Genomic DNA, 24,167 nt, shown 5'->3' with positions numbered 1-24,167 from the left:
CGGGGCATGCAGGGGAGGTCCGGTGCCGGGCCCCGCCCGGCGCCTCCCCCCTTCGTCGAAGCGGTCATTGGGAGAACCTCGGTGGAGAACACCTCGGTGCAGAACAAGGAAACCGTACGGAGCTGCCCGTTCGACTACGCGGAGCGGCTGGAGTTCGACCCCCAGCTCAGGCAATTGCTGACCGAGGAACCGGTGTCCCGCATCCGGATGGCGTACGGAGAGGGCGAGGCGTGGCTGGTCACCCGCTACGAGGACGTCCGCACGGTCACCACCGACCGCCGGTTCAGCCGCGGCGCCGTCCTCGGCCTCGACTTCCCCCGGATGACCCCGGAGCCCATCGTCCAGGCCGAGTCCATCAACCTCATGGACCCGCCCGCCAGCAGCCGTCTGCGCAGCCTGGTCGCCAAGAGCTTCACCCCGCGCCGCGTCGAGCAGATGCGCGAGGGCACCCAGCGCGTCGTCGACCGCCTGCTGGACGAGATGGCGGAGGAGGGCGCGCCGGCCGACTTCGTCGCCCGGGTCTCCTCGCCGCTGCCGCTGATCACCATCTGCGAGGCGCTCGACATCCCCGAGGCCGACCGCCCCTGGCTCCGCGCCCACGCCATGACCATGATGAACGTCGGGGCCGCCGGCAAGGAGGACGCCGTACGCGCCAAGGCGGAGCTGCGCGGCTACTTCCAGGAGCTGACCGCCGACCGGCGCCGCTCCCCGGGCGAGGACCTCATCAGCACCCTGGCCACCGCCCGCGACGGCGCCGAACTGCTGGACGACGACGAGCTGGCCGTCATGGCGATGGTCCTGCTCATCACCGGCCAGGACACCACCACGTACCAGCTCGGCAACATCGCCTACACCCTGCTCACCCGCCCGGACCTCCTGCACTCCCTCCGGGCCGAACCGGCGCGACTGCCCCGCACCCTGGAGGAGCTGCTGCGCCACATCCCCTTCCGCAAGGGCGTCGGCATCCCGCGCGTCGCGATGGAGGACGTGGAACTCGGCGGCGTCCTCATCAAGGCCGGCGACGTGGTGCACGTGTCCTATCTGACCGCGAACCGGGACGCCGCCAAGTTCGACCGCCCCGACGAGCTGGATCCCGACCGCCCGTCCATCCCCCACATGACGTTCGGCTGGGGCGCCCACCACTGCCTGGGCGCGCCGCTGGCCACCATGGAGCTGGAAGTGGCCTTCTCCACGCTGCTGACCCGCTTTCCGGCCCTGCGTCTGGACGTGCCGCCCGAGGACGTCGCGTGGAACACGACGTCCATCTGGCGCTATCCGCTGGCCCTGCCCGTCACCTGGTGACGGGAGCCCCCGCTCCGAAGACCCGAGGAGAACCCATGGCGACCCTGTGCAGACCCGCCATCGCCGTACCCGAACACGTCATCACGATGCAGCAGACCCTGGACCTGGCGCGGGAGACCCACGCCGGCCACCCGCAGCGCGACCTCGTCCTGCGCCTGATCCGGAACACCGGCGTGCAGACCCGGCACCTCGTCCAGCCCATCGAGGAGACCCTGAGGCACCCCGGATTCGAGGTGCGCAACCGGGTGTACGAGGCCGAGGCCAAGGCCCGGGTCCCCGACGTCGTCCGGCGCGCCCTCGCCCACGCCGAGACCGAAGCGGCCGAGATCGACCTGATCGTCTACGTCTCCTGCACCGGCTTCATGATGCCCTCGCTGACCGCGTGGATCATCAACACCATGGGGTTCCGGCCCGAGACCCGCCAGCTCCCCATCGCGCAGCTCGGCTGTGCGGCGGGCGGCGCGGCCATCAACCGCGCGCACGACTTCTGCCGGGCCTACCCCGGGTCCAACGTCCTCATCGTCTCCTGCGAGTTCTGCTCGCTGTGCTACCAGCCCACCGACATCGGCGTCGGATCGCTGCTGTCCAACGGACTGTTCGGCGACGCCCTGTCCGCCGCCGTCGTCCGGGGACAGGGTGGCACCGGCATGCGCCTGGAGCGCAACGGCTCCCACCTCGTCCCCGACACCGAGGACTGGATCTCCTACGCGGTCCGCGACACCGGCTTCCACTTCCTGCTGGACAAGCGGGTCCCCGGGACCATGGAGATGCTCGCCCCGGTCCTCCAGGACCTGGTCGACCTGCACGGCTGGTCCGTTCCCGACATGGACTTCTTCATCGTCCACGCCGGCGGGCCGCGCATCCTGGACGACCTCTGCCACTTCCTGAACCTGCCGCCGGAGATGTTCCGGTACAGCAGGGCCACCCTCACCGAACGCGGCAACATCGCCAGCTCCGTCGTCTTCGACGCGCTGGCCCGGCTCTTCGACGACGGAGGAGCGGCCGAGGCCGCACAAGGCCTCATCGCGGGCTTCGGCCCCGGCATCACGGCCGAGGTCGCCGTGGGGAGCTGGGCGAAGCACGGCCTCCCGGCCGACGACGTGCGCGACCTCGACGCACTGGAGCTGACCGGCGGCGTTGCGCTGTCCGGCTGAACCCGCTAAGGCGGTCGACGGGCGGAGACGAAGGAACGGGTGTTCGTGTTTCGCGGACGTGCTCGATCCCTGAAGAAGCCCCCACCCCGAGGAGACCGCATGCGCCTGCCCGCCCGATGGGCCACGGCCGCCCTGCTGCTGATCGCCCCGCTGATCGGCGCCCCCGCCACGGCCTCGGCCGACAGCGGACCGGAAGGAGTCCAGGTGGAACAGTCCGCCCGGGCCGTTCCCGGGCAGTACATCGTCACCCTGGAGCCCGAACTCTCGCCGGACACCGTCCTGCGGGAGCTCGGGCTCAGCCCGTTGTTCCGGTACGGAGCCGCCCTGCACGGCTTCGCCGCCTCGCTTTCCGCCGCCGAACTCGAAGCGGTACGGACCGTCCCCGGCGTCCTCGCCGTCGAGGAGAACGCCGAGGTGACCGTGGACGCGCCCCGGTTTGGCGGACTCTTCCGGGCCCCCGCCGCCGGATGGGGCACCGACCGCGTCGACCAGCGCGAGCTGCCGCTGGACGACAGCTTCACCACCACGGCCACCGGCAAGGGCGTGAGGGCGTACGTCGTCGACACCGGGATCGACACCGCGCACACCGAGTTCGGCGGCCGGGCCGTGAAGGGGTACGACGCGGTCGGCGACGGCCGTGACGGCATGGACTGCAACGGCCACGGCACGCACGTGGCCGGCACGGTCGGCGGCGCGACGTCCGGCGTGGCCCGGGAGGCGTCGCTGGTCGGCGTACGGGTCCTGGACTGCGAGGGCCGGGGCACCTGGGCCGGCATCCTCGCCGGGTTCGACTGGGTCGCCAAGGACGCCGAGCGCACCGGGGCGCCCGCCGTGCTCAACGCCTCGCTCGGCGGGGCCCGTTCGTCCTCCGTCGACGCCGCGGTCGAGGCCGTCGCCGACGCGGGCGTGCTGCCCGTCGTGGCCGCGGGGAACGACGACCGGGACGCCTGCGACGTCTCCCCGGCCGCCGCGGACGGCGTGGTCGCGGTCGGGGCGAGCGACCGGCAGGACCGCGAGACCTCCTTCAGCAACTGGGGCTCCTGCGTCGCGCTCTACGCGCCCGGCGCCGACATCGCCTCCGCGCGGCTCGGCGGCGGCACCGTCTCGCTGGACGGCACCTCCATGGCGAGCCCGCACGTCGCGGGCGTCGCCGCGCTGTACAAGCAGGGGAACCCCGCGGCCGCTCCCGCGGCCGTCGCCCGGTGGCTGACGGACACGGCCACCCCGAACGTGCTCTCCGGCCTCGGCCAGGGCTCGCCCGACCGGCTGCTGTTCACCGGCGGCCTCTGACGGCTCCGGCCGGGCGGCCGGCCCGGGCCCGGGGAGCGGGGACCGCGCGGCGGGATCCGCTCCCCGGGCCCGGCGCCAGGGCTCCGGCCCCCTCCCGGCGGTACGCCACTCGGCCCCGCGGCCGCCCTCCGGTACCGCACGCGTCGCGCGTACGCCAGGATCGCGGGGCGGGCGAGCCTGCGGCACAGTGGGCACATGGACGACCTCAACGCACTCGCCGAGGAACACCTGGCCGCCGCCCGCGCCTCCGCGCACGGGCGCAGCGCCCACCTCCTGCTCCAGCAGCCGCCCTTGCGGCAGACGGTCATCGCCCTCACCGAGGGGACCGCGCTCGACGAGCACAACGCGCCGCCCGCCGCCTCGCTGCTGATCCTGCGCGGCAGCGTCCGCCTTACCGCGGCCTCCGGCGACGCCGACCTGCCGGCCGGGACCCTGCACCCGATCCCGCGGGAACGGCACGGGCTGCTGGCGCTCCGGGACGCGGCCGTCCTGCTCACCGCCGTCAACGACTGACCGCTCCCCGCTCTCCGGCAGCGGCGCCGTGCCGCCGGAGTGCGGGGAGCGGACGGGGAGGGGTGTGCATCGCCCGCGGCGTGGCAGGAGAGGATCGAGCGGAGCAGGCGCGTCCCGAGACGGACGGGCCGCGCCGCCCGCAGCGTCCGTCCACGTACCCGGAGTACCAGCTTGCCCACCCAGACCGCGTCCGCCGCGGACAGCACCGCCCCCGCCGCCGGACGCACCGCACCGCCCCGGCGCTGGCTCACCGCCCTGCGTCGTACCCCGGTCTCGTTGTGGAACGACGACATCACCGACTGGGCCGCGGCCCTGACCTACTACGCGATCCTCGCGCTGCTCCCCGCGCTCCTGGTCACCGTGTCCGTCATCGGACTGGCCAACCCCGACGCGACCAGCGCGCTGATCGCCGACATCACCGCCTTCGCCCCGGCCGAGTCCGGTGAGGCGCTGCGCAGGCCCCTGGAGGCGGCGACCGAGCAGCGCTCCGCCGTCTGGCTGCTCGTCGCCACCGGTTCCGTGAGCGCCGTGTGGTCCGCGTGCAGCTATCTCGCGGTCTTCCGCCGGGCGATGCACGCCATGCACGGCGTGCGCGACACCCGCCCGCCGTTGCGACAGGCGCACATCATCGTCGTCTCCGCGATCGGCCTGCTCCTGCTGCTGATGACCAGCGCCTTCGCCATCGTGATGACCGGCCCGCTGGCCCGCTGGCTCGGCCGCCGCGTCGGTCTCCCGCACGAGGGGGAGACGCTGTGGGCGGCGATGAAGTGGCCGCTGCTGGGGCTCCTCGTCGCCTGCCTGATCATGGTCCTCTTCAGCACCGGCCCCCGCTCGGCGCGCGGCGTCCGCCGGAGCCTGCCCGGCGGGATCCTCGCCGCGATCTGCTGGCTGACCGCCTCGGCGCTGTTCGCCCTGTACGCGACCCAGGTCGGCAGCTACAGCCGGCTGTACGGATCGCTCGCCGGGCTCGTCGTCTTCCTCATCTGGATCTGGTTCGCCAACCTCTCTCTGCTGGCCGGCGCCCAGTTCAACGTCGAGCTCCGACGGCAGAAGGCGGCAGGGGACGCGGCGAAGGAGCCCGATTCCGTTCCGGGGGAGCGGGAGCAGGCCGAGACGGAGGGAGCGCCCGCGGAGAAGGAGCCCGAGTCCGGTGGGGGCAAGCCCGTCACGGCCGCAGAATGAGCCGGACCGGGTCGCCCTCCTTCGTCTCCATCCGCCGTACCGCCGACGCCGCCTCCTCCAGCGGCAGGACGTCGGTGATCGACCGGGAGAAGTCCAGCCTGCCGCCCTCGGCGAGCCGGACGAGCTGCTGCACATGGTGGCTCTCCGAGCCGTAGTGGCCCAGGATCCGCTGCTGGAAGTAGCTGAACAGGGTTCCGTCGGTGACCGTCAGCGGCTGGTCGGTCAGCCCCACCAGCACCAGCCGCCCCTTCGGGGCCAGTACGGTCAGCGCCTGCTCGCGGACCGGGGGGACCCCGGCGAAGTCGAACGCCGCCGCCAGACCCACGCCGCCGCTCGCCCCGAGCACCTTCTCGCCGAAGCGCGGGTCGGCGGGGTCCAGCGCCAGGTCCGCCCCGAACTCCAGCGCCCGCTCCCGGGCCGCCGGGGCGGGGTCCACCGTGACGACCGGGTACGCGCCGACCGTCCGCAGCAACTGCACCGCGTGCGCGCCGAGGCCGCCCGCGCCCCAGACGCCCACGGCCTCGGCCGGGCGCACGTCGCCGGTGGCGGTCACCGCCGCCCACGGCGTGGAGACCGCGTCCGGGATGATCGCCGCCTGCTCGAAGGAGAGCGTGTCGGGCAGGGCGACGAGGGTGGACGCGGTGGCGAGGGCGTACTCGGCCCAGCCGCCGTCGTAGTCGACGCCCCGGGTGTACGTCCGGCCCCGGCGCTCCTCGCCCGCCTGGAGCACCACCCGCGCACCGGGCGACCACCCGGTCACGTCGGGCCCGGTCGCGGCCACGGTCCCGGCCACCTCGTGGCCCAGGGTGACCGCGTCCCCCTCCAGGTACATCGGGCTCAGCGTGCCGTCGATGAGGTGCACGTCGGAGAGGCAGACCCCGGCCGCCTCGACCTTGACCAGCACTTCGCCGGGGCCGGGCACGGGCCTGTCCACCTCCTCCACGACGAGGGAGCGGTCGGGGAGGTGGAGACGCGCGGCGCGCATGCGTTCCATGACGGGTCCTTACGGTTCGGATCGACGACCTATCGCAAGTCGTCTTGCGTTGAACCGTAGATCCGCCATCGGGCTAAAGCAAGTGAACTTGCGATACGGTTCGCGGATGACCATCGAGAACAGTCCCGCCCCCCTGCGCCGGCGGGGCGAGCCCATGCGGCGGGCCGTGCTGGCGGCGACCGTGGACCTCCTCGCCGCCGAAGGGCTGGGCGGCACCACGGTCGCGGCGGTCGCCAGGGCGGCGGGGGTGCACGAGACCTCCGTGTACCGGCGCTGGAAGACCCGCGAGAACCTGCTGCTGGACGCCCTCGGCTCGCACGCCGACGACGCGCTGCCCGCACCCGACACCGGCGATGTGCGCCAGGACCTGGTCCAGCTGATGGAGGCGGTCGCGGACTACCTCGCCTCGCCGCAGGGTGCGGCCCTGCTCCATCTCGGCGCCTCCCCGGACGCGGAGGCCGTCGAGGCGGAGCGCCTGCCGTACTGGGACGCCCGGCTGCGGCGCGGTGAGGACATCGTGCGGCGCGGCGTCGAACGCGGCGAGCTGGACCGGGACACCGATCCCCGGCTGGTGGCCGAGACCCTGGCGGGCCCCCTGTTCGCCCGGGTCCTGCTGACCGGTGCGCCGCTCGACGAGGGGCTCGCGCGCCGGATCGTGGACCTGACGCTGGACGGCGCGCGCCCCCGTACCGGCTGAACCCTCCGGCGCCGGCCGCGGCGGGTGATGCGCGCGGTCACCGTCTGTCGCGGTACCCCGCGACGATCGGCATGGTCTCGCGCAGCACCCGTACGCCGTCGTTGTCCGCGTCGCCCAGCGCGTGGCCCTTCCAGCTCCCCGTGGCGCTGGAGAACAGGCTGATCCGCCGGCAGTGGCCGCCGCACGACGAGCGGTAGGCCATGATCGTGTAGCGCGTGCCGTCCTCGGTGATCCAGCCGGTGTTGTACGGGTGGTTCCGGCCCACGTCCATCGCGCCGACCGGGTCCTCCGCCAGCGTCCTGCGGTCGTGCGCGAGGCCCAGCGTGTGGCCGATCTCGTGACTCGCCGAGTCCAGCTCGATGCCCTCGACGTCGACGACCGCGTAGGCGTACTCGTCCGTCGAGGCGCCGAGCGCGGGAGTGTAGTCCGCCGTACCGCCGCCGCGTCCCGGCCGGTCCACGAGGAGGACGACCAGGTCGGCGCCGTACCGGGCCCGCTGCTCGTGGACCCGGCGCCCGAGCCCCGCGGCGTGGTCCTTGAGGACGGCGTGCGCGGCGCGGAACTCCTCCGACCCCGCGTAGTCGGTCGCCGTGTGCGGGTGGACGACACGGATGACGCCGCAGAGCCCGCCGCCCGCCAGCGACCGGTTCATCCGGGCCGCGATCCGCTGCGCCGACGCGGGCACCCGGCGCTCGCCGCCGACCCGTTTCGCGGCCTTCGGCGTGTAGACCGCCAGCACGTCGACGACCGGACATCGCGCCGCCCTCGCCCCGGCCGCCGGACGGGTCTCGGCCGGGACGGAGTGCGCCGAGGCCGACGGCTCGGCCGGGGCCGCGCAGAGCGACGCGCCGAGACCGAGGGCCAGGGCCGCCTTCAAGATCGCGCGCATGGGAGCTCGACTCCGTTCGGGAGGGGGACGTGCGGCGTCGGAGAGTGACGAAACGTGCCCCATTATTAACACTCTGTGATGATTTCTGCGCGTCACGGACAGAACGGGTCGGTTGTCGTTCGTTCCGGGCCGGAGGGGTGTGGCCGCGAGGAGGTGGGCAGGTACAGGTGTACGAACTCGCACAAGCGGTACGGCAGTCGGCGGCAGAGGGGCGTGTGTGACGTGACGGAACAGAGCGGATGGCGGTTCTCCGACGACCGGGGGCAGCAGTCGGCGGCGCCCCGGCCGCCGGAGCGGGTCCTGGCCTACGTCCAGGCCGGCGCCACCCTGTGGGACCTCGGCGTCCGGCCGGTGGGGATCTTCGGCTCGGACCACGACGGGTCGGACCCCGACACGGCGAAGACGGGCACCCTGCCGCTCGACGAGGTCGCGTACGCCGGCGCGGGCAGCTCCCTGGACGCCGAGCGGCTGCTGGCCGCCGGACCGGATCTCGTGGTGGCCGTCAGCTACGGCGGCGGCCATGTCTACGGCCTGGCGCCCGAGACCGCCAAGCGCCTGGAGGAACGGGTGCCGGTGGTCGTCCTCGACGTGAGCCAGGCCCGTACGTTCGCGCAGATCGGGGACCGGTTCGCCGCCCTGGCGCGTTCGCTCGGAGCGGTGGACCGGCCCGGCGCGGAGCGTGAACTGGACGCCGCCCGGCAGCGGTTGCGCGCGGTCGTCACCGCGACGGCGGCCGACGCCCCCCGGGTTCTCGCCCTCTCCCCGGCGAGCCCGGAGGAGGCGTACGTCGCCCGCCCCGGGAAGTGGCCCGAGCTGCGGGTCCTCACCGAACTGGGCGTCCGGGTCGTCGAGCCGCCCGAGGGGCCGGGGGTCAACTGGGCCACCCTCGACCGCGCCGACACCTTCGCCCTGCGCCCGGAGGTGGTCCTGGCCGACATCCGCGCCCACGCCGCCCCGTTGGAGGAGCTGCGGGGGAGTCAGGCCGCGCCGACGCCCGTCGTCCCGTGGAACCCCGAACCTCTCTACGGGCCCCGCGACCACGCCCGGTTCCTGGGCCTGGTCGCGGACGCCCTGGAGGCGGCGCGGGTGAGCTGAGGCCCGCGACCGGGCTACCCGGGCTGCGCGGCGGGGGCCAGGCCGTCGGCGACCAGCCCGGCGAGCACCGCCTCGCCCAGCGCCTGGACGGCGGACTGCGGGCGGACCATCACGGTGAACTCCTTGATCCGGCCCTCCTCGTCCAGGTGCAGCAGGTCGATGCCGTGGATCTCCCTGCCGCCGACCGTCGCCCGGAACAGCAGGACCGCCGACGGGGCCTCCGCCCCGTCGGCGCTCGTCTGCGAGGAGCCCGTGAACTCGCCGACGTAGCGGAAGTCCTCGAACGTGCGCAACAGGACGCCGAAGAGGCCCATGACCGCCGGACGGCCCTCGAACGGGGAGAACTTCACCGGGCTGTAGAGCCGGACGTCCTCGGTGAACAGGCCGTCCAGCGCGCCCAGGTCGCGATCGTCGACGGCGGCGCGGAAGCGGTCCACTGCGGTGGTCATGTGTCCTCCTCGGGCAGGTGCGCCCTCGGCGGGCGCGCTGCATAGTCATCAATCTGACTAGTCATTTTCATGACTACCATGGGAAGCGGTGTTCCGGACAGGGGTCGGCTGGGCGGACGCGGTCGGCGCGACGGAGGGAGAGGTGGTCCCATGGCGCTGCGTCACGCGGTCCTGGCGGCGCTGCTCGACGAGGAGTTGAGCGGATACCAGCTCACCAAGGCGTTCGCGGCGGGCGTCGCGAACTTCTGGCACGCCAAACCGCAGCAGGTCTACGCGGAGCTGGCGAGGCTGGAGCGGGACGGGCTGGTCGCGGGGCGCGAGGTGGTGCAGGAGGGGCGTCCCGACAAGCGGCTGTTCCGTGTCACCGGGAAGGGGCTGGGCGAGCTGGAGGGCTTCGCCTCCACCGCGGCCAAGCCCGCCTTCCTCCGCGAGGACCTGCTGGTCCAGGTCCAGGCGGCCGACCGTCTCGACGCCGCCGTGCTGATCGAACGGCTCACCGAGCGGTACGCGTTCGCCGAGGCCAAGGCCGCGCTCTTCGAGGAGCGGCTGCGCAGGATGCGCGGCGGCCTGGACGAGGCGGAGTTCCTGCTCCACGGGGCGCGCGTCGGCCCGTATCTCACCTGCCGCCGGGGGCGGGACTTCGAACGCGCCAACCGCGACTGGTGCCGGGACGTCATGGAGGTGCTGCGGGCGCGGCAAGCGGCTGCGGATGAGACCTGAGAGTCTGCTCCCCACTTTCCCAAAAATATTCTGCAAAAACTCTTTGGGAAAGTGCTTCCGTCTGCCTACGCTGGTGCCATGGACAGCGAAGACAGCCGTCGCGTACTCGATCCCGCACAGGACGGGGCCGCCCTCAAGGCCCTCACCCACCCCCTGCGCCTCACCCTGCTCGGACTGCTGCGCCGGCACGGCCCGGCCACCGCCAGCGAGCTCGCGGTCAGGACGGGGGAGTCCTCGGCGTCCACCAGCTACCACCTGCGGGTGCTCGCCAAGTACGCGTTCGTCGCCGAGGCCGATCACCGCGACAGTCGGGAACGCCGCTGGAGGTCCGTGCACGACGTCACCTCGTGGAGCAACGAAGCGATGCGCGCCAGCCCCGGCGGCAGTGTGATCCTCAGCGTTCTGCACCGCCGGCAGATCGAGCACCTCCAGCAGTCCCTGGACCGCCACGAGGCGGACCTGGACAGCGGCCGGCTGGGTGAGGAATGGCAGGAGCCGTCGGGGCTCAGCGACCTGATGCCCCGGCTGACCCCGGAGTCCCTCGCCGAGCTGTGGGAGGTGTTCCGCGCGAAGGCGGCCGAGCTGACCGCCCGTGACGCCGAGGATCCCCGCGCCGAACAGGTCGTGCTGTTCACGGCAGGACTCCCGCTCGCCCAGGAGGACACGGCCGCCGGAGAGGACTCATGACCGGCCGGCCGGACCCCGCCGCCGTCTCCCCGGCCCACCGCGGCCTGGACGGCGCGACCGCGCGCCGCCGGTACGTCGCGGTCTCGTTCCTCTTCTGGTTCCCCATCGGCATGTCCGTCGCGACCGGGGTGCTCCTCTTCACCGAGCGCGGCATGGGCCTCGCCGCCGTCGCCGCGTTCTACGCCGTGCACTCCCTCACGGCCTCCGCGGCGGAGCTGCCCACCGGCGGCCTCTCCGACGTCCTCGGCCGACGCCCGGTGCTCGCCGTCGCCGGGCTGCTCAACCTCGGTGCCTTCAGCCTCATCGGCCTCGGCGCGGCCGGCTGGGCCATCGCGCTCGGCATGGGGCTGATGGGCCTAGCCCGCGCCCTGTCGAGCGGCCCCGCCGAAGCCTGGTACGTCGACACCGTCCAGGCCCACGCGGGACCCGACGCCGATCTGCGGACGGGCCTGGCGCGCGGCAGCTCCGCCACTTCGGCCGCCCTCGCCCTCGGCACCCTGCTCGGCGGCGGGCTGCCCTGGGTGCTTGGCCTCGCCCCCGGCCTCGGCGAGTGGCTGGCCGACGCGACCGGCGGACTCGTGATCCCGCTCTCCGTGCCCGCCCTGCTCGGCGCGCTGGTCGAGATCGTCTTCGTGCTGTACGTGGTCAGCTCCCTGCCGGAGCCGCCCCGGCCCCGCACCACGGTGCGCCAGGTCGTCGGAGGTGTGCCCGCCGCCATCGCCGCCGGTCTCCGGCTCGGCGCCCGGGACATCCTGATCCGGCGCGTCCTGCTCACCGCGAGCGCCGCCGGCGCCGCGCTCGCCGCCGTCGAACTGCTCACCCCGGGCCGGGCCGCCGCCCTCATGGGGACCGCCGAATCCGGGGCCCTCGTCTTCGCCGGGCTGGCCTGCGCCGGATTCCTCTGCTCCGCGCTCGGCAGCCAACTCGCCCCGCTCGTCGCCCGGTTCGCCGGCGGCAGCGAGCGCGCTGTGCCGGCGAGCCTCGGGCTCACGGTGCTGGGGCTGGCCCTGCTCGGGATGACCGCGCACACCATGAGCGCCCTCGCCACGACCGTCGCCGTCGCCGGCTACGGGCTCGTGTACCTGGGCCTCGGTGCCGCGGGCCCCAACGAGAACGACCTGCTGCACCGCCGCGTCGACGCCTCAGGTCGCGCCACCGCCCTCTCCGTCCAGTCGCTCTCGATGCAACTGGTCGCCGCCGGTGCGGGGCTGGGCGCGGGAGCCCTGCCCCCGGGCCCGCTGCCCTGGCTGCTCGCCGCCACCGCCGTGCTGGCCGGAGCCCTTCTCTGGGTCCGCCGGGTCGCGCCCGCGAGGCCGGTCCCGTACGTCGTGCCCGCGAGGCCGGTCCCGGGCGCCGCGCCCCGTACGGACGTGGAGACGCCCGTGAACGTTCCGAACCCCCTCTGCTGAGGAGAACCGCCCCATGCCCGACCACCACGACCTGCTGGTCGTCGGCGAATGCGTCGCCGACATCGTCCACCTTCCCGGCGAGGCCCCCCGGGTCCACCCCGGCGGCAGTCCCGCCAACGTCGCCTACGGCCTCGCCCGCCTCGGCCACCGTGCCGTGCTGCTCACCCAGCTCGGCCCGGACGACAACGGGCGGCTCATCCGGGAGCACCTGGTCTCCGGCGGCGTAGAGGTCCGTACCGACGGCTCCACCACCGCCACCCCGTCGGCCGCCGTCACCCTCGACGGAGCCGGGCGGGCCACGTACGCCTTCGACATCACCTGGGACCTCGCCCCGGTCCCCGTCGACCGCGCGCCGGCCCATGTGCACACCGGGTCGATCGGGGCCGTGGCCGAGCCCGGATCGGCCACCGTCCTGGACCTTCTCCGTGCCGCCCGGCCCACCGCCACGGTCAGCTACGACCCCAACGTGCGGCCCGCCCTCATGGGGGAGCGCGCGGCGGCCGTGCGCCGGGTCGAGGAGTGCGTGGGCCTGAGCGATCTCGTCAAGGCGAGCGACGAGGACCTGGAGTGGCTCCACCCGGGGGAGGCGCCGGAACAGGTCGCGGAACGCTGGCTGGGACTCGGGCCCGCCGCCGTGCTCGTCACCCGGGGCGGCGACGGGGCGCTCGCCGTCCTGCCCGGCGGCCGGATCGCGGTCGCGGCCCCGGAGGTCGAGGTCGTCGACACCGTCGGCGCGGGCGACGCCTTCATGTCGGGAGCCCTCCACGCCCTCGCCGCGCACGGACTGATCGGCGAGGGCGCGCGGGAGCGGCTGCGCGCCCTGGACCGGGACACCGTCGCCGACGTCCTGCGCCACGCGGCCGCCTCCGCCGCCGTCACCGTCTCCCGCGCGGGGGCCAGTCCACCCGGCGCGCACGAGCTGCGCGCAGCCCTCGCGCACAACTGACGCCCCATCATGACCCGTTCGGCTCAATCGAACGCACCCTCGTGAGACGTTCCGCCGTTCGTCAACCGGATGCAGTACGACAACGGATCGGGGCAACGGGTGGCGAGGAGAGGGACGGCCGACAGCGGTACGGAGCCGGGAGCGCGGGCGGGCGTCTCAGCGGCCGCCCCCCGCACCGCCGTGCTGCGGAGCGTGGCCGGCTGGGTGCCGGGCGAGCCGGTCCCCAACGAACAGCTTCCCGCCGACTGGGAGGTGGACGACGCCTGGGTCCGCCGCCGGACCGGCATCGGCAGCCGGCACCGCGCCGGACCCGACGTCGCGACGGGCGACCTCGCCTACGAGGCGGCCGTCCGGCTGCTAGCGCGCGACCCGGAGGCGCACGGGGCGGACGCGGTGGTCCTCGCCACCGCGACCCCCGATCACCTCTGCCCGGCCACCGCGCCCGCGCTCGCGGCACGGCTCGGGCTCGGCACCGTACCGGCCCTGGACATCTCCGCCGTGTGCAGCGGCTTCGTCTACGGACTCGCCGTCTGCCACGGCCTGGTCTCCTCCGGCCTCTACGAACGCGTCCTCCTGGTCGGCGCCGACGTCTACTCCACCTGGCTCGACCCGGCCGACCGGTCGGCGGGCGTCGTCTTCGGCGACGGGGCGGGCGCCGCCCTCGTCGCGGCCGGGGTGCGGGGCGACCCCGGCGAACTGCTCGCGTTCGACCTGGGCAGCGACGGCACGGGCTACGGCCTGATCACCGTGCCCGGCGGCGGCGCGCGGGCCCGGGCGAGCGGCAAACCGCCGGACCTGGGCGACGCGTACTTCCGGATGCGGGGCGGCACCGTCTACCAGCACGCCGTGGAACGGATGACGGACTCCTGCCGGACGCTCCTGGACCGCGTCGGCTGGAGCCCGGCCGAGGTCGACCGCTTCGTGCCGCACCAGGCCAACGCCCGCATCCTGCACGCCGTCGCGGAGCGCGTCGGGATCGAACCGAAGCGGTGCGTGACGCACCTGGAGCGGGTCGGCAACACCGGCGCCGCCTCCATCCCGCTGGCGCTCGCCGACGCGTCGGCCGGGGGGCTGCTCCGGTCCGGCGACCGCGTGCTGCTCACCGCCTTCGGGGGCGGACTGACCTGGGGATCGGCGGCGCTTCGCTGGCCCGGGACCCCGCAGACCATGTGCACGGATTCGATGGAAGGAACACAGCATGTCGCTCCCCGCTGATCAGGGCGCCGAGGTCCGTACCCGCACCGCCGTCGCGGTGACGGGCATCGGCCTGGTGACACCCGCAGGGGCGGACGAGCACAGCTTCTGGGAGGGGCTGTGCTCCGGGCACTCCACCGCCCGGCGGTGCGACGAACTGGCCGGGCTGCCGGTCGACTTCGCGTGCCCGGTCGACGGCATCGACCTGGACGCGGCGGTGGGCGGCCGGTCGGTGTGGCGGATGGCCCGGTTCGTGAAGCTGGCGCTGGTGGCGGCCCGACAGGCCGTCGCCGACGCCGGCCTCGACCCGGCCCGGTGGGACGGGAGTCGGGTGGGCGTGGTGCTCGGCGTGGGCGTCGGCGGCGTCTCCGCACTCGTCGACAACGCCGCCAGACTGGCGGCCTCGGGTCCCGAAGCGGTCTCCCCGCTGCTCGTCCCGATGATGATCCCCAACGCGGCGGCGGGCGAGGTCGCCATCGCGCTGAAGGCGGGCGGCCCGAGCCTCGCCCCCGCCACCGCCTGCGCCTCCGGTGCCACGGCCCTGGCCGTCGCCCGCGACCTCCTGCTGAGCGGCGGCTGCGACGTGGTGGTGGCGGGCGGCGCGGAAGCGGTGCTGACCCCGCTGGTGGTCACCGCGTTCGCCCGGATGGGAGCGCTGTCGACCCGCGCCGGCGACCCGGCGGCGGCGTCCCGGCCGTTCGCCGCCGACCGGGACGGATTCGTCATCGGCGAGGGCGCGGCCATGCTCGTCCTGGAGCGGGAGGAGGGCGTACGCGCCCGGGGTGGACGGCCGCGCGCCCTGCTCACCGGGGCCGGCTCCAGCACGGACGCCCACCACCCCACCGCCCCGGCGCCCGACGGACACGGCGCCCAGCGGGCCGTCGAGGCGGCGCTGGGCCAGGCGGGCTGGGCGCCGGGCGACGTCGACCACATCAACGCCCACGGCACCTCCACCCCCCTCAACGACGCCATGGAAACCACGCTCGTCTCCCGCCTCTTTCCGCACCGGCCGTCGGTCACCGCGCCCAAGGGCGTCATCGGGCACACCCTGGCGGCGGCCGGGGCGATCGAGGCGGTCGCCACCGTGCTGACGCTGGAACGTTCCGCCGTGCCGCCGATCGCCAACCTGGACGCGCTGCCCGACGCCTTCCCGCTCGACTGCGTGACGAAGGAGACCCGCCACCAGCGGGTTGAGACAGCGCTCAGCCACTCCTTCGGCTTCGGAGGCCACAACGTCGTACTCGCTTTCCAACGCGCCTGATATACGAGGGCATTTCAGGACGGCGAGGGGTGTCCTCGCCGTTCCTTGATCGTTACTTTGTTGTGACCGTACCTGCAAACAACGCGGATTCCCCGTCCGTGAACGACCTGCTGACCGCTGTGCTCTTCGGGCCCAACTTCCTCCAGGAGCACGGCTTCTGGCGCCGCCTGCTGACAACAGAACCGTTTCGCCGTCCCGGTGGCGGCACCCCCGACGAGCGACTGGCGCTCTCCTACCACCGGCTGCGCATCCTCAACAACGCGCTGGACAGCGGCGCGAGGGTGGCCGCCGACCCCCGCGCCCTGTCCGCACTCCACGAATGGCTCGGACCCGTCGACCCCGCACTGACCACCGTGGCGGGCATCCACTACAACCTCTTCCTCGGCAGCCTCCTCGACCACGACGCCGACACCCCGCGCGACCTCTCCGACTTCCTCGCCCTGCGCCGCGTCGGCACCTTCCTCTGTACGGAGGTGGCACACGGCAACGACGCGGCGGCGATCGAGACCACCGCGACGTACGACCGCGAGCGTGACGGCTTCGTGCTCCACACCCCGCACGCCGGGGCGCAGAAGTTCATGCCCAACACCAGCCCCGCCGGCGGCCCCAAGTCCGGTGTGGTGGCGGCCCGTCTGCTCGCCGACGGCGCCGATCACGGGGTCTTCCTCTTCCTCGCCCCGCTCACCGACGCCCACCGTGCCCTGCCGGGGGTGCGGGTACGGCGGCTGCCCGCCCGGATGGGCTCCCCGGTCGACCACTGCCTCACCTCCTTCGACCGCTGCTTCGTCCCGCGTGACGCGCTGCTCTCCGGGCAGCAGGGGCGGATCGGCGACGACGGCCGCTTCCACAGCCACGTGCCCAACCGCCGAAGGAGGTTCCTCGCCTCCATCGGCCGGGTCACCCCCGGCAAGCTCTCCATGAGCGCCTGCGCGGTCGGCTCCGCCCGGGTCACCCTGGCGATCGCCGTCCGGTACGCCGGGCACCGCATGATCTCCGCGTCGCGTGCCGCCCGGCAGGTCCCGGTGTACGCGCACCGCACCCATCACGGGCCGCTCGCCGGAGCGATGGCCACCGTGTACGCGATGAGCCTGCTGCACCGCAGGGCCCTGGACCGCTGGGAGGCGGCCCCGGATTCCGACCGGGACGAGGCGGAGCGCCTGGTGGCCGTCGCCAAGGGGTGGATCACCTGGCAGGCCCGGGACGTCATCGTCGAGTGCCGCGAACGCTGCGGAGCCCAGGGGCTGTTGGAGAACAACGGGATGACCGAGCTGTTCACCGGCATCGAGGGCGCCATCACCGCCGAGGGCGACAACCTCGCCGTGCACGCCAAGGCGGCGGCGGAGATGCTCTTCAGCGCCACCGAACAGGAGACGCCCCCCGGCGAGGGCCCCGGAGACCTGGCGGACCCCGCCTTCCTCGGCCGCCTGTGCGCGGCCGTCGAGGAGCTCTGGTTCGCCCGTGCCCGCGAGCGGATGAGCGCCGCCCCGCCCGGCGACCCGCTCGGCCGCTGGAACGCCGCCTCCCCGGCCGCGCTGCGCGGCGTCGAGGCGCACGCCTACCGGCAGGCGGACGAGGCGTACGCCGAGGCCGCGGCCCGGCTGCCCGAGGGCGGGGCGCACGCCCGCCTCACCGAACTGCGCCGGCTCTTCGCGCTCCGGTGGATCGACCGCAACAGCGGCAGCCTGCTCGCCGCCGGACGGCTGACCGCCGATCAGGCCGCCTCCCTGCCCGACGCGCTGGAGGAAGCCGTCGCCGTCGTCGCCGAGCACACTCCCTCCCTGGTGGAGACCTTCGCCCTCCCCGAGCGCCTGATGTCGGACTGGCCGATCGCCGGCCCCCGGTACGCGGACGTCTACGACGACCCCGAAGGCCCCTGGCACCGGGGCCGCCGGACCGGGCTCCGGGGCCGCGCCGCGGAGTTCCGGCGGCCCGCCTGCGGAAGCAGGAGGCGACCGCTGCGGGAGAAGGTGGCGGCGCTCGGTACCAAGGGAGTTCTGCTGGCGTACTGGGGGACCGCGTCCGTGCTCGCCCGGTGGTTCGAGAAGCCGCAGGTGGACGCAGACGAATCGGTTCACCCGAAGGCGTAACCGGAATATCTTCATCCAGTTGTTTCGGGCGGTGGGCCACCGCGTTCCCCCACCCCCGCAGTACGCTCGCTCACCCCCGTGGAACGCCGATGAGAGGAAACGCCATGACGACCATCCACCCCAAGATCACCGAGGTACTGACCGGGACGTTCAAGGTGCCCGCCGCCGAGATCCTTCCGGAGTCCACCATGGACAGCCTGGAGATGGACTCCCTCGCGGTCGCCGAGTTCGCCGTCATCATCAAGGAGACGCTGGGCGTCAGCGCCGACTCCGAGAAGCTCTACAAGGACGCCACGCTGGCCGACATCACCGCGTACATCGACGAGGCCGTCGACAGCGCGGAGTCCGAAGCGACGGTTCCGGTGAGCAACACCCGATGAACCGACCCGCCATCGCCGTCACCGGGCTGGGCATGATCACCCCGGTCGGCCACACCACGGACACCACCTGGGACGGAGTCCGCGCCGGCGTCTCGCCCGCCGCGACCGTTCCCGAACTGCACGGCTGTGCCGTCGACTTCGCCTGTACGGTCACCGGCATCGACCTCGACGACGCGGTCGGCGGCCGGACCGCCTTCCGGATGGGCCGCTACGTCAAGTTCGCCCTGCTGGCCGCCCGCGAGGCGGTCGCCGACGCCGGGCTCGACCCCGCGCACTGGGACGGCGCCCGCGTCGCCGTCGTCGTCGGCACCAGCAGCGGAGGATCCGCCGGACTCACCGAACAGGCCGTCGCGCTGGAGCGGCGCGGCCCCGAGGCCACCTCGCCCTCGGGCATCCTGCTGACCATCCCGAGCATGCCCGCGGCCGAGATCGCCATCGACATGAAGGCCACCGGCCCCAGCCTCGCCCCGTGCACGGCCTGCTCGTCCGGGGTGACCGCGCTCTCGGTCGCCCGGGACATGCTGACCCTGGGCCACTGCGACATCGCCATCGCCGGGGCCACCGAGTCGATCGTCTTCCCGATCGCCATGACCGGCTTCGGCCGCTCCGGCGCGGCGGCGCCGCGGGACGGGGACCCCGCCCGGCTCTGCCGCCCCTTCGCCGCCGACCGGACCGGGCTCGTCATGGGCGAGGGCGCCGCCATCATGGTCCTGGAGCGGGCCGAGGACGCCCGGTCCAGAGGAGCCGCCCCCCGGGCGCTGATCGCCGGAACCGGCGCCACCACCGACGCCCACCATCCCACCAGCCCCCACCCCTCCGGGTCGGTGGCGCGGGCGGCCGTCGACGCGGCGCTGCGCGACGCGGGCTGGCGCGCCGAGGACGTCGACCACGTCAACGCGCACGGGACGTCGACCCCCCTCAACGACGCCACCGAGGCCGCGCTGATCAGCCGGGCCTACCCGCACCGTCCCCCGGTCACCGCCCCCAAGGGCGTCCTGGGGCACTGCATGGGAGCGGCCGGCGCCGTCGAAGCGGGGCTGACCGTCCTCACGCTCCAGCACGGGGAGATCCCGCCGATCGCGAACCTGGACGCCCCCGAGCCCGGGTTCGACATCGACTGCGTCACCAAGGCCCCGCGCGCCGCCACCGTACGGCGCGCCGTCAGCCACTCCTTCGGCTTCGGCGGCCAGAACGCGGTGATCGCCCTCCAGGCCACCTCCTGACCACCGGCTTCCACCACCCCCGGGCCGGGTGAACCACGGACCCCGGCACCCGGGCGGAACCCCTCGGGCCGGTGCGGCGGGCCGATCCCACGCCGCACCGGCCCCACGCGTACGGAGGCCGACGCACCCCCTCCGATCTGCGCGAACGCGCGTGATAGCTTGCCGGGGCCAGTCGAACCCCAGCGACGGGGTCAGGGAATCCGGTGCGAATCCGGAACTGACGCGCAGCGGTGAGGGGGACGGGCGGGGCCACGGCCACTGGAGCGCGCCCGCGCTCCGGGAAGGCGTCCCGCCCGGACGAACCCGAGTCCGAAGACCTGCTGGCGCCCGCGCCCGTACCCGGGCACGGGAACCGTACGACGGGTTCCGCGACAGGACCCAGAGACACCGAGGTCCTCCGTGCTGCCCACAGCCACCCGCGCCCCGATACGCACCGCCGCCCTGCTCGCGGCGGGACTCCTCGCACTGACCGCCTGCGGCGGTGGGGACACCGGCAAGGCCGCCGGGGGCGGCACCGCCGACGGATTCCCGCTCACCCTCGAGAACTGCGGGCGCACCGTCACCGTCCAGGCCCCGCCCGAGCGGGCCGTCTCCGTGGACCAGGGCTCGACCGAGATCCTGCTCTCCCTCGGCCTCGCCGACCGGCTCGCCGCCACCGCCACCTGGACCGACCCCGTCATGAAGGGGCTGGAGAAGGCGAACGCCGGCGTCGAGCGGATCTCCGACAACCGCCCCTCCTCGGAGAAGGTCCTCGACAAGGAACCCGACTTCCTCTCCGCGTCCTTCACCTCCACCCTCGCCAAGGGCGGCGTCGCGCCCCGCGAGCAGTTCGAGAAGCTCGGCGTCCCCACCTACGTCTCGCCCGCCGACTGCACCGCCAAGGACAACAGCGGCGGCGGCGACGGAGCCCGTACCGCACCGCTGACGATGGACACCGTCTACGACGAAGTGAACGAGCTGGCCCACGTGTTCGGCGTCCCCGAGCGCGGCGAGAAGCTGGTGGGAGACCTCCGGGCACGGGTGGAGAAGGCCAAGAAGGGCGTCGACGCCTCCGACGCGTCCCTCCTCTACTGGTTCTCCGACTCCAAGGCCCCCTACCTCGCGGGCTGTTGCGGCGCCCCCGGCGTCATCACCAACGAACTGGGCGCGAAGAACGTCTTCGACGACACCCACGAGGAATGGCCGCAGATCAGCTGGGAGACCGTCGCCGACCGCAACCCCGACGTCCTGGTCATCGGCGACCTCACCCGGACCACGCAGACCGCCGAGAGCGCCGCCAAGAAGATCGAGTTCCTGGAGTCCAACCCGGTCACCAGGACGATGGACGCGGTCAAGAAGCGCCGTTACGTGCTCCTCAGCGGACAGGCCATGAACCCCACCATCCGGACCGTCGAGGGACTGGAGCTCGTCGCGGCCGGACTGCGCGACTTCGGGTTCACGGAGTGAGCACCGGGAACCGCGCGGTGGAGAAGTCCCCGCCCGGCGGCGAACCGGCCTCCGGGAGCGGCGGCGCCCCGCGCCCGGCGCCGGGCGACCGGGCCCTCCCGCCCCGACCGGCTGCCCGCGCGGGCAGCCGGTCGGGAGCGCCGCGTGGCGGCGCGCCGCTCGCCGTGCTCCTCTGGGCCGGCGGCGTCCTGCTCCTGCTGCTCTCCGTCGCGGTCGCCGTCACCATCGGCCCCGCCCGGATCTCCGTGCCCGACGTCTGGTCCGCCGTCGCCGCGCACCTCGGGTTCGGATCCAGCGACCTCAGCCCGATCCGGGACGGCATCATCTGGAACCTCCGGATGCCCCGCACCCTCCTGGCCGCCGTGTGCGGGGCCGGGCTCGCGGTGTGCGGCACGGTGATGCAGTCCCTGCTGCGCAACCCGCTCGCCGACCCCTTCGTCCTCGGCGTCTCCTCCGGGGCCTCGACCGGAGCGGTCGTCGTGGTCGTCCTCGGCGTCGGCGGGGGAGCGGTCTCCCTGTCGGCCGGGGCGTTCGTGGGGGCGCTGTGCTCGTTCGGCCTGGTGCTGCTGCTCAGCCACACCCTCGGCGGCTCCACCGACCGGGTCGTCCTCTCCGGCGTCGCCGCGATGCAGCTCTTCTCGGCGCTCACCTCGTTCGTCGTGATGACCTCAGCAGACGCCGAACAGACCCGGGGTGTGCTGTTCTGGCTGCTCGGCTCGCTCAGCGGGGTCGGCTGGAGCGAGGTCGCCGTCTGCGCCGCCGTCCTCGCCGGCTGCCTGACGGTCTGCCTGGCCCACGCCCGTACGCTCGACGCCTTCGCCTTCGGCCAGGACGCCGCCGCCGCGCTCGGCGTGAACGTCGCCCGCACCCGGATCGTGCTGCTGTGCACCACGGCGCTGCTCACCGCGGCCCTGGTCAGCGCGGCCGGGGCGATCGGCTTCGTCGGCCTGGTCCTGCCGCACGCCGCCCGCGCCCTCACCGGCTCCGGACACCGCCGGCTGCTCCCCGTCACCGCGCTCGCCGGAGCGGTCTTCCTGGTCTGGGTCGACACCCTGGCCCGGACCGTCCTCGACCCGCAGGAGGTACCGGTCGGCGTCGTCACCGCGCTGATCGGCGTCCCCGCCTTCGTCCTCGTCCTGTACCGCACCCGGAGCACCTCATGAGCGTCACCACGGGCCTGCGCGCCGACCGCGTCGGCCGTGCGGCGGGCGGCCGGCTGATCCTCGACGGCGTGGACATCACCCCGCCGCCCGGCGCCACGGTCGGGCTCCTCGGCCCCAACGGCTCCGGCAAGTCCACCCTGCTCCGCGTTCTCGCGGGCCTCCTCGCCCCGGACACCGGCGTCGTCACCCTGGACGGCGACCCCCTCGCCGCCCTCGGCCGCCGCACCGTCGCCCGCCGTATCGCCGTCGTCGACCAGCACGCGGTCACCCAGGTCGACCTCAGCGTCCTCGACGTCGTACGCCTCGGCCGCATCCCGCACCGCCGCGCCTGGTCCGCCCCGGACCGCACGGACGACGACGCCGTCACGGACGCCCTGCGCCGCACGGGGCTCACGGACCGCGCCGGACAGTCCTGGCACACCCTGTCCGGCGGCGAACGCCAACGCGTCCAGATCGCCCGCGCCCTCGCCCAGCAGCCCCGCGAACTGCTCCTGGACGAACCGACGAACCACCTCGACATCCAGCACCAGCTCGACCTGCTCGCGCTGGTCGCCGAACTCCCCGTGACCAGCGTCGTCGCCCTGCACGACCTCAACCTCGCAGCGATGTTCTGCGACCGGATCACCGTGATGAGGGCCGGCCGGGTCGTCGCCGGCGGCACCCCGGCCGAGGTCATCACCGAGGAGCTGATCCAGGACGTCTACGGCGTCCGCGCGGTCGTCACCCCCGACGGACCGGACGGCCGCCCCTCGGTGCGGTTCCTGCCGCGCCGCTGACGGCCGTCCGCCCCCGGACAAGCCGCCGGGCGGACCCGTGGAACGGGCCCGCCCGGCGGCCGAGGACGTGGGAGCGGCCTGCCGGCCACCGATGGAGAGCGAGGTCAGCGGCGTCGCCCCTGGCCGAACTCGCCACCGCCGTCCTTGCCCTTGCCCATCTCCGTCCCGTCCGCGTAGTCGATCTTCTCCTTGCGGACCTCGGCGGAGACCTCCTTCTGCTCGGTCACCCGGTTGGTCTCCAGCCGGACCCGCTCCACCGGCACGGCTTCCTTGCGCACGGTGGCGCGCTCCGCGTGCAGCGTGACCTCGACGTCCTGCTCTCCGAAGTCCGTGGTCCCGGCGGTCTTGTCACCGGGCTGGAGCGGTTCGCGGACCACCCGGACCTCCTCGTGGGAGACCGGCACGGTTCGGGTGACCTCCTCGGTCACCACGTACTTGTGCAGCCGGGCCCGGCCGCTCTCGTACTCCTCCGTGCCGACGTGCAGCTGCTCCTCGGAGCGGACCATCTCCTCCCGGCCGCTCATGTCGGCCGCGCGGGACGTGCCCGCCCCGGCGCCCGCCAGCGGGCGTGCGGAGGCGTCCGTGTCGCGGTGCCCGCCCGTGCCGGCCGTGCCCGCGGCTCCCGTCGTGGTCGCCTTGCCGGTCGCCTTGGCGCCGGGGGCCGTACCGGTCCCGCGTGCCGTGCCCGCGGCGCCCGCCGCACCCATCGCCCCGGTCCCGGCGGCGGTCGGCGCGTCCGAGCCCTGCGGCCGGTTCCCACCGAGGTTGCCGGACTTCCTGGTCAGGCCGTAGTGGCGGTACAGCTCCTCCTCCTCGGCCACGGAGAGGTGCGCGTCCGCGTCCACCCGGGGCGCGTCCTTGACGCTCTCCTTCGGATGGGCGACGTGGAGGTCGGAGCCCACTCGACGGGCTCCGGCGAGCGGGACGAAGCTCTCCTTCATGCCGAACAGGCCGGTCTTGACCGTGACCCAGTCGGGCTTGCCGGTGTCGTCGTCGACATACACCCGGCCGACGCTGCCGACCTTCTCGCCGTCGTTGTCGTACACGGTCAGACCGTCGAGCTCTCCGGAATCCGTGAATCCGTCAGCGGCTCCCATAACCGGTCCCTCCTCTCGGGCACGCCCTGTGGGTGGCTCCACCAGAGGTGGCGCGTCCGGATTCCATCGCGCCCCACCCGCCGGGCCGGTGCAACCGCCCGCCCACCCGGATCTCCGCCCCGGAAGCCCGGTACGGCCCGTGGGCCCTTGCCCGGCGGCACCGGGCCGCCCCGGAACCGGTTAGGCCGAACGGGTGAGTGAGGGCGTCCCGCG

Annotated in this window: 23 protein-coding genes and 1 riboswitch; of the genes, 19 read left to right on the top strand and 4 right to left on the bottom strand. The window is 74.0% G+C overall.

Features of this window, described 5'->3' with window-relative positions; all coding sequences use genetic code 11:
• Positions 1–81 precede the first annotated feature (81 nt).
• From IF19_RS0121925 to IF19_RS0121905, 5 genes are all read left to right on the top strand, one after another.
• Complete coding sequence (locus tag IF19_RS0121925) at positions 82–1,302, top strand: cytochrome P450 (protein WP_030116739.1); 1,221 nt, start codon at positions 82–84, stop codon at positions 1,300–1,302.
• Positions 1,303–1,337: 35 nt separating this feature from the next.
• Positions 1,338–2,456, top strand: coding sequence for a type III polyketide synthase (locus IF19_RS0121920; protein WP_030116740.1), 1,119 nt, complete (start codon positions 1,338–1,340; stop codon positions 2,454–2,456).
• A gap of 99 nt (positions 2,457–2,555) precedes the next feature.
• The gene (locus IF19_RS0121915; protein ID WP_030116741.1) at positions 2,556–3,746 is read left to right on the top strand and encodes a S8 family peptidase; all 1,191 of its coding nucleotides are present in this window, start codon (positions 2,556–2,558) and stop codon (positions 3,744–3,746) included.
• Positions 3,747–3,941: 195 nt separating this feature from the next.
• Complete coding sequence (locus tag IF19_RS0121910) at positions 3,942–4,259, top strand: cupin domain-containing protein (protein WP_030116742.1); 318 nt, start codon at positions 3,942–3,944, stop codon at positions 4,257–4,259.
• 171 nt (positions 4,260–4,430) lie between these two features.
• Entirely contained in the window at positions 4,431–5,441 is a 1,011-nt protein-coding gene (locus IF19_RS0121905) for a YihY/virulence factor BrkB family protein (protein WP_078580784.1), read from the top strand.
• On the opposite strand, the gene IF19_RS0121900 is transcribed toward IF19_RS0121905, so the two are convergent.
• The gene (locus tag IF19_RS0121900; protein ID WP_030116744.1) at positions 5,425–6,435 is read right to left on the bottom strand and encodes a zinc-binding dehydrogenase; all 1,011 of its coding nucleotides are present in this window, start codon (positions 6,433–6,435) and stop codon (positions 5,425–5,427) included. The genes IF19_RS0121905 and IF19_RS0121900 overlap by 17 nt on opposite strands.
• 106 nt (positions 6,436–6,541) lie before the next feature.
• Between IF19_RS0121900 and IF19_RS0121895 the strand changes: the two genes are divergently transcribed.
• Positions 6,542–7,132 (top strand): TetR-like C-terminal domain-containing protein, encoded by a 591-nt coding sequence (locus IF19_RS0121895; protein WP_030189882.1) that lies wholly within the window; start codon positions 6,542–6,544, stop codon positions 7,130–7,132.
• 37 nt (positions 7,133–7,169) lie between these two features.
• Here IF19_RS0121895 and IF19_RS0121890 read toward each other — a convergent pair whose 3' ends face one another.
• The gene (locus IF19_RS0121890; protein WP_030116746.1) at positions 7,170–8,021 is read right to left on the bottom strand and encodes a M12 family metallo-peptidase; all 852 of its coding nucleotides are present in this window, start codon (positions 8,019–8,021) and stop codon (positions 7,170–7,172) included.
• Between the two features lie 222 nt (positions 8,022–8,243).
• On the opposite strand from IF19_RS0121890, the gene IF19_RS0121885 reads away from it, so the two are divergent.
• Complete coding sequence (locus IF19_RS0121885; protein ID WP_030116747.1) at positions 8,244–9,116, top strand: ABC transporter substrate-binding protein; 873 nt, start codon at positions 8,244–8,246, stop codon at positions 9,114–9,116.
• Positions 9,117–9,130: 14 nt separating this feature from the next.
• On the opposite strand, the gene IF19_RS0121880 is transcribed toward IF19_RS0121885, so the two are convergent.
• Positions 9,131–9,565, bottom strand: a complete 435-nt coding sequence (locus IF19_RS0121880) for a nuclear transport factor 2 family protein (protein WP_030116748.1) — start codon at positions 9,563–9,565, stop codon at positions 9,131–9,133.
• 150 nt (positions 9,566–9,715) lie between these two features.
• Between IF19_RS0121880 and IF19_RS0121875 the strand changes: the two genes are divergently transcribed.
• From IF19_RS0121875 to IF19_RS0121820, 12 genes are all read left to right on the top strand, one after another.
• Entirely contained in the window at positions 9,716–10,285 is a 570-nt protein-coding gene (locus IF19_RS0121875; RefSeq protein ID WP_030116749.1) for a PadR family transcriptional regulator, read from the top strand.
• Between the two features lie 78 nt (positions 10,286–10,363).
• Positions 10,364–10,972 (top strand): helix-turn-helix domain-containing protein, encoded by a 609-nt coding sequence (locus IF19_RS0121870; protein ID WP_030116750.1) that lies wholly within the window; start codon positions 10,364–10,366, stop codon positions 10,970–10,972.
• Complete coding sequence (locus tag IF19_RS0121865) at positions 10,969–12,381, top strand: MFS transporter (protein WP_050493854.1); 1,413 nt, start codon at positions 10,969–10,971, stop codon at positions 12,379–12,381. Before IF19_RS0121870 ends, IF19_RS0121865 begins: the two co-directional genes overlap by 4 nt.
• A 13-nt stretch (positions 12,382–12,394) precedes the next feature.
• Positions 12,395–13,327 carry a carbohydrate kinase family protein gene (locus tag IF19_RS0121860; protein ID WP_030116752.1) on the top strand — a complete coding sequence of 311 codons (933 nt, stop codon included), beginning with the start codon at positions 12,395–12,397 and terminating at the stop codon, positions 13,325–13,327.
• A gap of 180 nt (positions 13,328–13,507) precedes the next feature.
• The gene (locus tag IF19_RS0121855; protein ID WP_032747807.1) at positions 13,508–14,542 is read left to right on the top strand and encodes a beta-ketoacyl-ACP synthase 3; all 1,035 of its coding nucleotides are present in this window, start codon (positions 13,508–13,510) and stop codon (positions 14,540–14,542) included.
• The gene (locus IF19_RS0121850; RefSeq protein WP_030116755.1) at positions 14,526–15,782 is read left to right on the top strand and encodes a beta-ketoacyl-[acyl-carrier-protein] synthase family protein; all 1,257 of its coding nucleotides are present in this window, start codon (positions 14,526–14,528) and stop codon (positions 15,780–15,782) included. Before IF19_RS0121855 ends, IF19_RS0121850 begins: the two co-directional genes overlap by 17 nt.
• Positions 15,783–15,844: 62 nt before the next feature.
• Positions 15,845–17,869 carry an acyl-CoA dehydrogenase family protein gene (locus IF19_RS0121845; protein ID WP_030116756.1) on the top strand — a complete coding sequence of 675 codons (2,025 nt, stop codon included), beginning with the start codon at positions 15,845–15,847 and terminating at the stop codon, positions 17,867–17,869.
• A gap of 104 nt (positions 17,870–17,973) precedes the next feature.
• Complete coding sequence (locus IF19_RS0121840; RefSeq protein ID WP_030116757.1) at positions 17,974–18,249, top strand: acyl carrier protein; 276 nt, start codon at positions 17,974–17,976, stop codon at positions 18,247–18,249.
• Positions 18,246–19,472 (top strand): beta-ketoacyl-[acyl-carrier-protein] synthase family protein, encoded by a 1,227-nt coding sequence (locus IF19_RS0121835; protein ID WP_030116758.1) that lies wholly within the window; start codon positions 18,246–18,248, stop codon positions 19,470–19,472. Before IF19_RS0121840 ends, IF19_RS0121835 begins: the two co-directional genes overlap by 4 nt.
• Before the next feature lie 152 nt (positions 19,473–19,624).
• Positions 19,625–19,811, top strand: a riboswitch (cobalamin riboswitch).
• A gap of 60 nt (positions 19,812–19,871) precedes the next feature.
• Complete coding sequence (locus IF19_RS0121830) at positions 19,872–20,918, top strand: ABC transporter substrate-binding protein (RefSeq protein ID WP_030116759.1); 1,047 nt, start codon at positions 19,872–19,874, stop codon at positions 20,916–20,918.
• 17 nt (positions 20,919–20,935) lie between these two features.
• On the top strand, positions 20,936–22,081 hold the full coding sequence (locus IF19_RS0121825) for a FecCD family ABC transporter permease (protein WP_030189907.1): 1,146 nt from the start codon (positions 20,936–20,938) through the stop codon (positions 22,079–22,081).
• Positions 22,078–22,857, top strand: a complete 780-nt coding sequence (locus IF19_RS0121820; protein ID WP_030116761.1) for an ABC transporter ATP-binding protein — start codon at positions 22,078–22,080, stop codon at positions 22,855–22,857. The genes IF19_RS0121825 and IF19_RS0121820 overlap by 4 nt, the downstream gene beginning before the upstream one ends.
• Positions 22,858–22,961: 104 nt before the next feature.
• Here the strand turns inward: IF19_RS0121820 and IF19_RS0121815 are convergent, their stop codons facing one another.
• Entirely contained in the window at positions 22,962–23,954 is a 993-nt protein-coding gene (locus IF19_RS0121815) for a PRC and DUF2382 domain-containing protein (RefSeq protein ID WP_030116762.1), read from the bottom strand.
• Between the last annotated feature and the right edge of the window lie 213 nt (positions 23,955–24,167).

It is taken from the genome of Streptomyces californicus, from assembly GCF_000717645.1.
Classification (GTDB): Bacteria; Actinomycetota; Actinomycetes; order Streptomycetales; family Streptomycetaceae; genus Streptomyces; species Streptomyces californicus.
This window is presented reverse-complemented; position numbering and strand designations above follow the sequence as displayed.

Bases quoted from the DNA above. Each gene is read 5' to 3' on its own strand.
- IF19_RS0121820 (WP_030116761.1), top strand. From the start codon at position 22,078: ATGAGCGTCACCACGGGCCTGCGCGCCGACCGCGTCGGCCGTGCGGCG.
- IF19_RS0121895 (WP_030189882.1), top strand. From the start codon at position 6,542: ATGACCATCGAGAACAGTCCCGCCCCCCTGCGCCGGCGGGGCGAGCCC.
- IF19_RS0121910 (WP_030116742.1), top strand. From the start codon at position 3,942: ATGGACGACCTCAACGCACTCGCCGAGGAACACCTGGCCGCCGCCCGC.
- IF19_RS0121840 (WP_030116757.1), top strand. From the start codon at position 17,974: ATGACGACCATCCACCCCAAGATCACCGAGGTACTGACCGGGACGTTC.
- IF19_RS0121900 (WP_030116744.1), bottom strand. From the start codon at position 6,435: ATGGAACGCATGCGCGCCGCGCGTCTCCACCTCCCCGACCGCTCCCTC.
- IF19_RS0121870 (WP_030116750.1), top strand. From the start codon at position 10,364: ATGGACAGCGAAGACAGCCGTCGCGTACTCGATCCCGCACAGGACGGG.
- IF19_RS0121875 (WP_030116749.1), top strand. From the start codon at position 9,716: ATGGCGCTGCGTCACGCGGTCCTGGCGGCGCTGCTCGACGAGGAGTTG.
- IF19_RS0121920 (WP_030116740.1), top strand. From the start codon at position 1,338: ATGGCGACCCTGTGCAGACCCGCCATCGCCGTACCCGAACACGTCATC.
- IF19_RS0121860 (WP_030116752.1), top strand. From the start codon at position 12,395: ATGCCCGACCACCACGACCTGCTGGTCGTCGGCGAATGCGTCGCCGAC.
- IF19_RS0121865 (WP_050493854.1), top strand. From the start codon at position 10,969: ATGACCGGCCGGCCGGACCCCGCCGCCGTCTCCCCGGCCCACCGCGGC.
- IF19_RS0121890 (WP_030116746.1), bottom strand. From the start codon at position 8,021: ATGCGCGCGATCTTGAAGGCGGCCCTGGCCCTCGGTCTCGGCGCGTCG.
- IF19_RS0121850 (WP_030116755.1), top strand. From the start codon at position 14,526: ATGTCGCTCCCCGCTGATCAGGGCGCCGAGGTCCGTACCCGCACCGCC.
- IF19_RS0121815 (WP_030116762.1), bottom strand. From the start codon at position 23,954: ATGGGAGCCGCTGACGGATTCACGGATTCCGGAGAGCTCGACGGTCTG.
- IF19_RS0121915 (WP_030116741.1), top strand. From the start codon at position 2,556: ATGCGCCTGCCCGCCCGATGGGCCACGGCCGCCCTGCTGCTGATCGCC.
- IF19_RS0121835 (WP_030116758.1), top strand. From the start codon at position 18,246: ATGAACCGACCCGCCATCGCCGTCACCGGGCTGGGCATGATCACCCCG.
- IF19_RS0121880 (WP_030116748.1), bottom strand. From the start codon at position 9,565: ATGACCACCGCAGTGGACCGCTTCCGCGCCGCCGTCGACGATCGCGAC.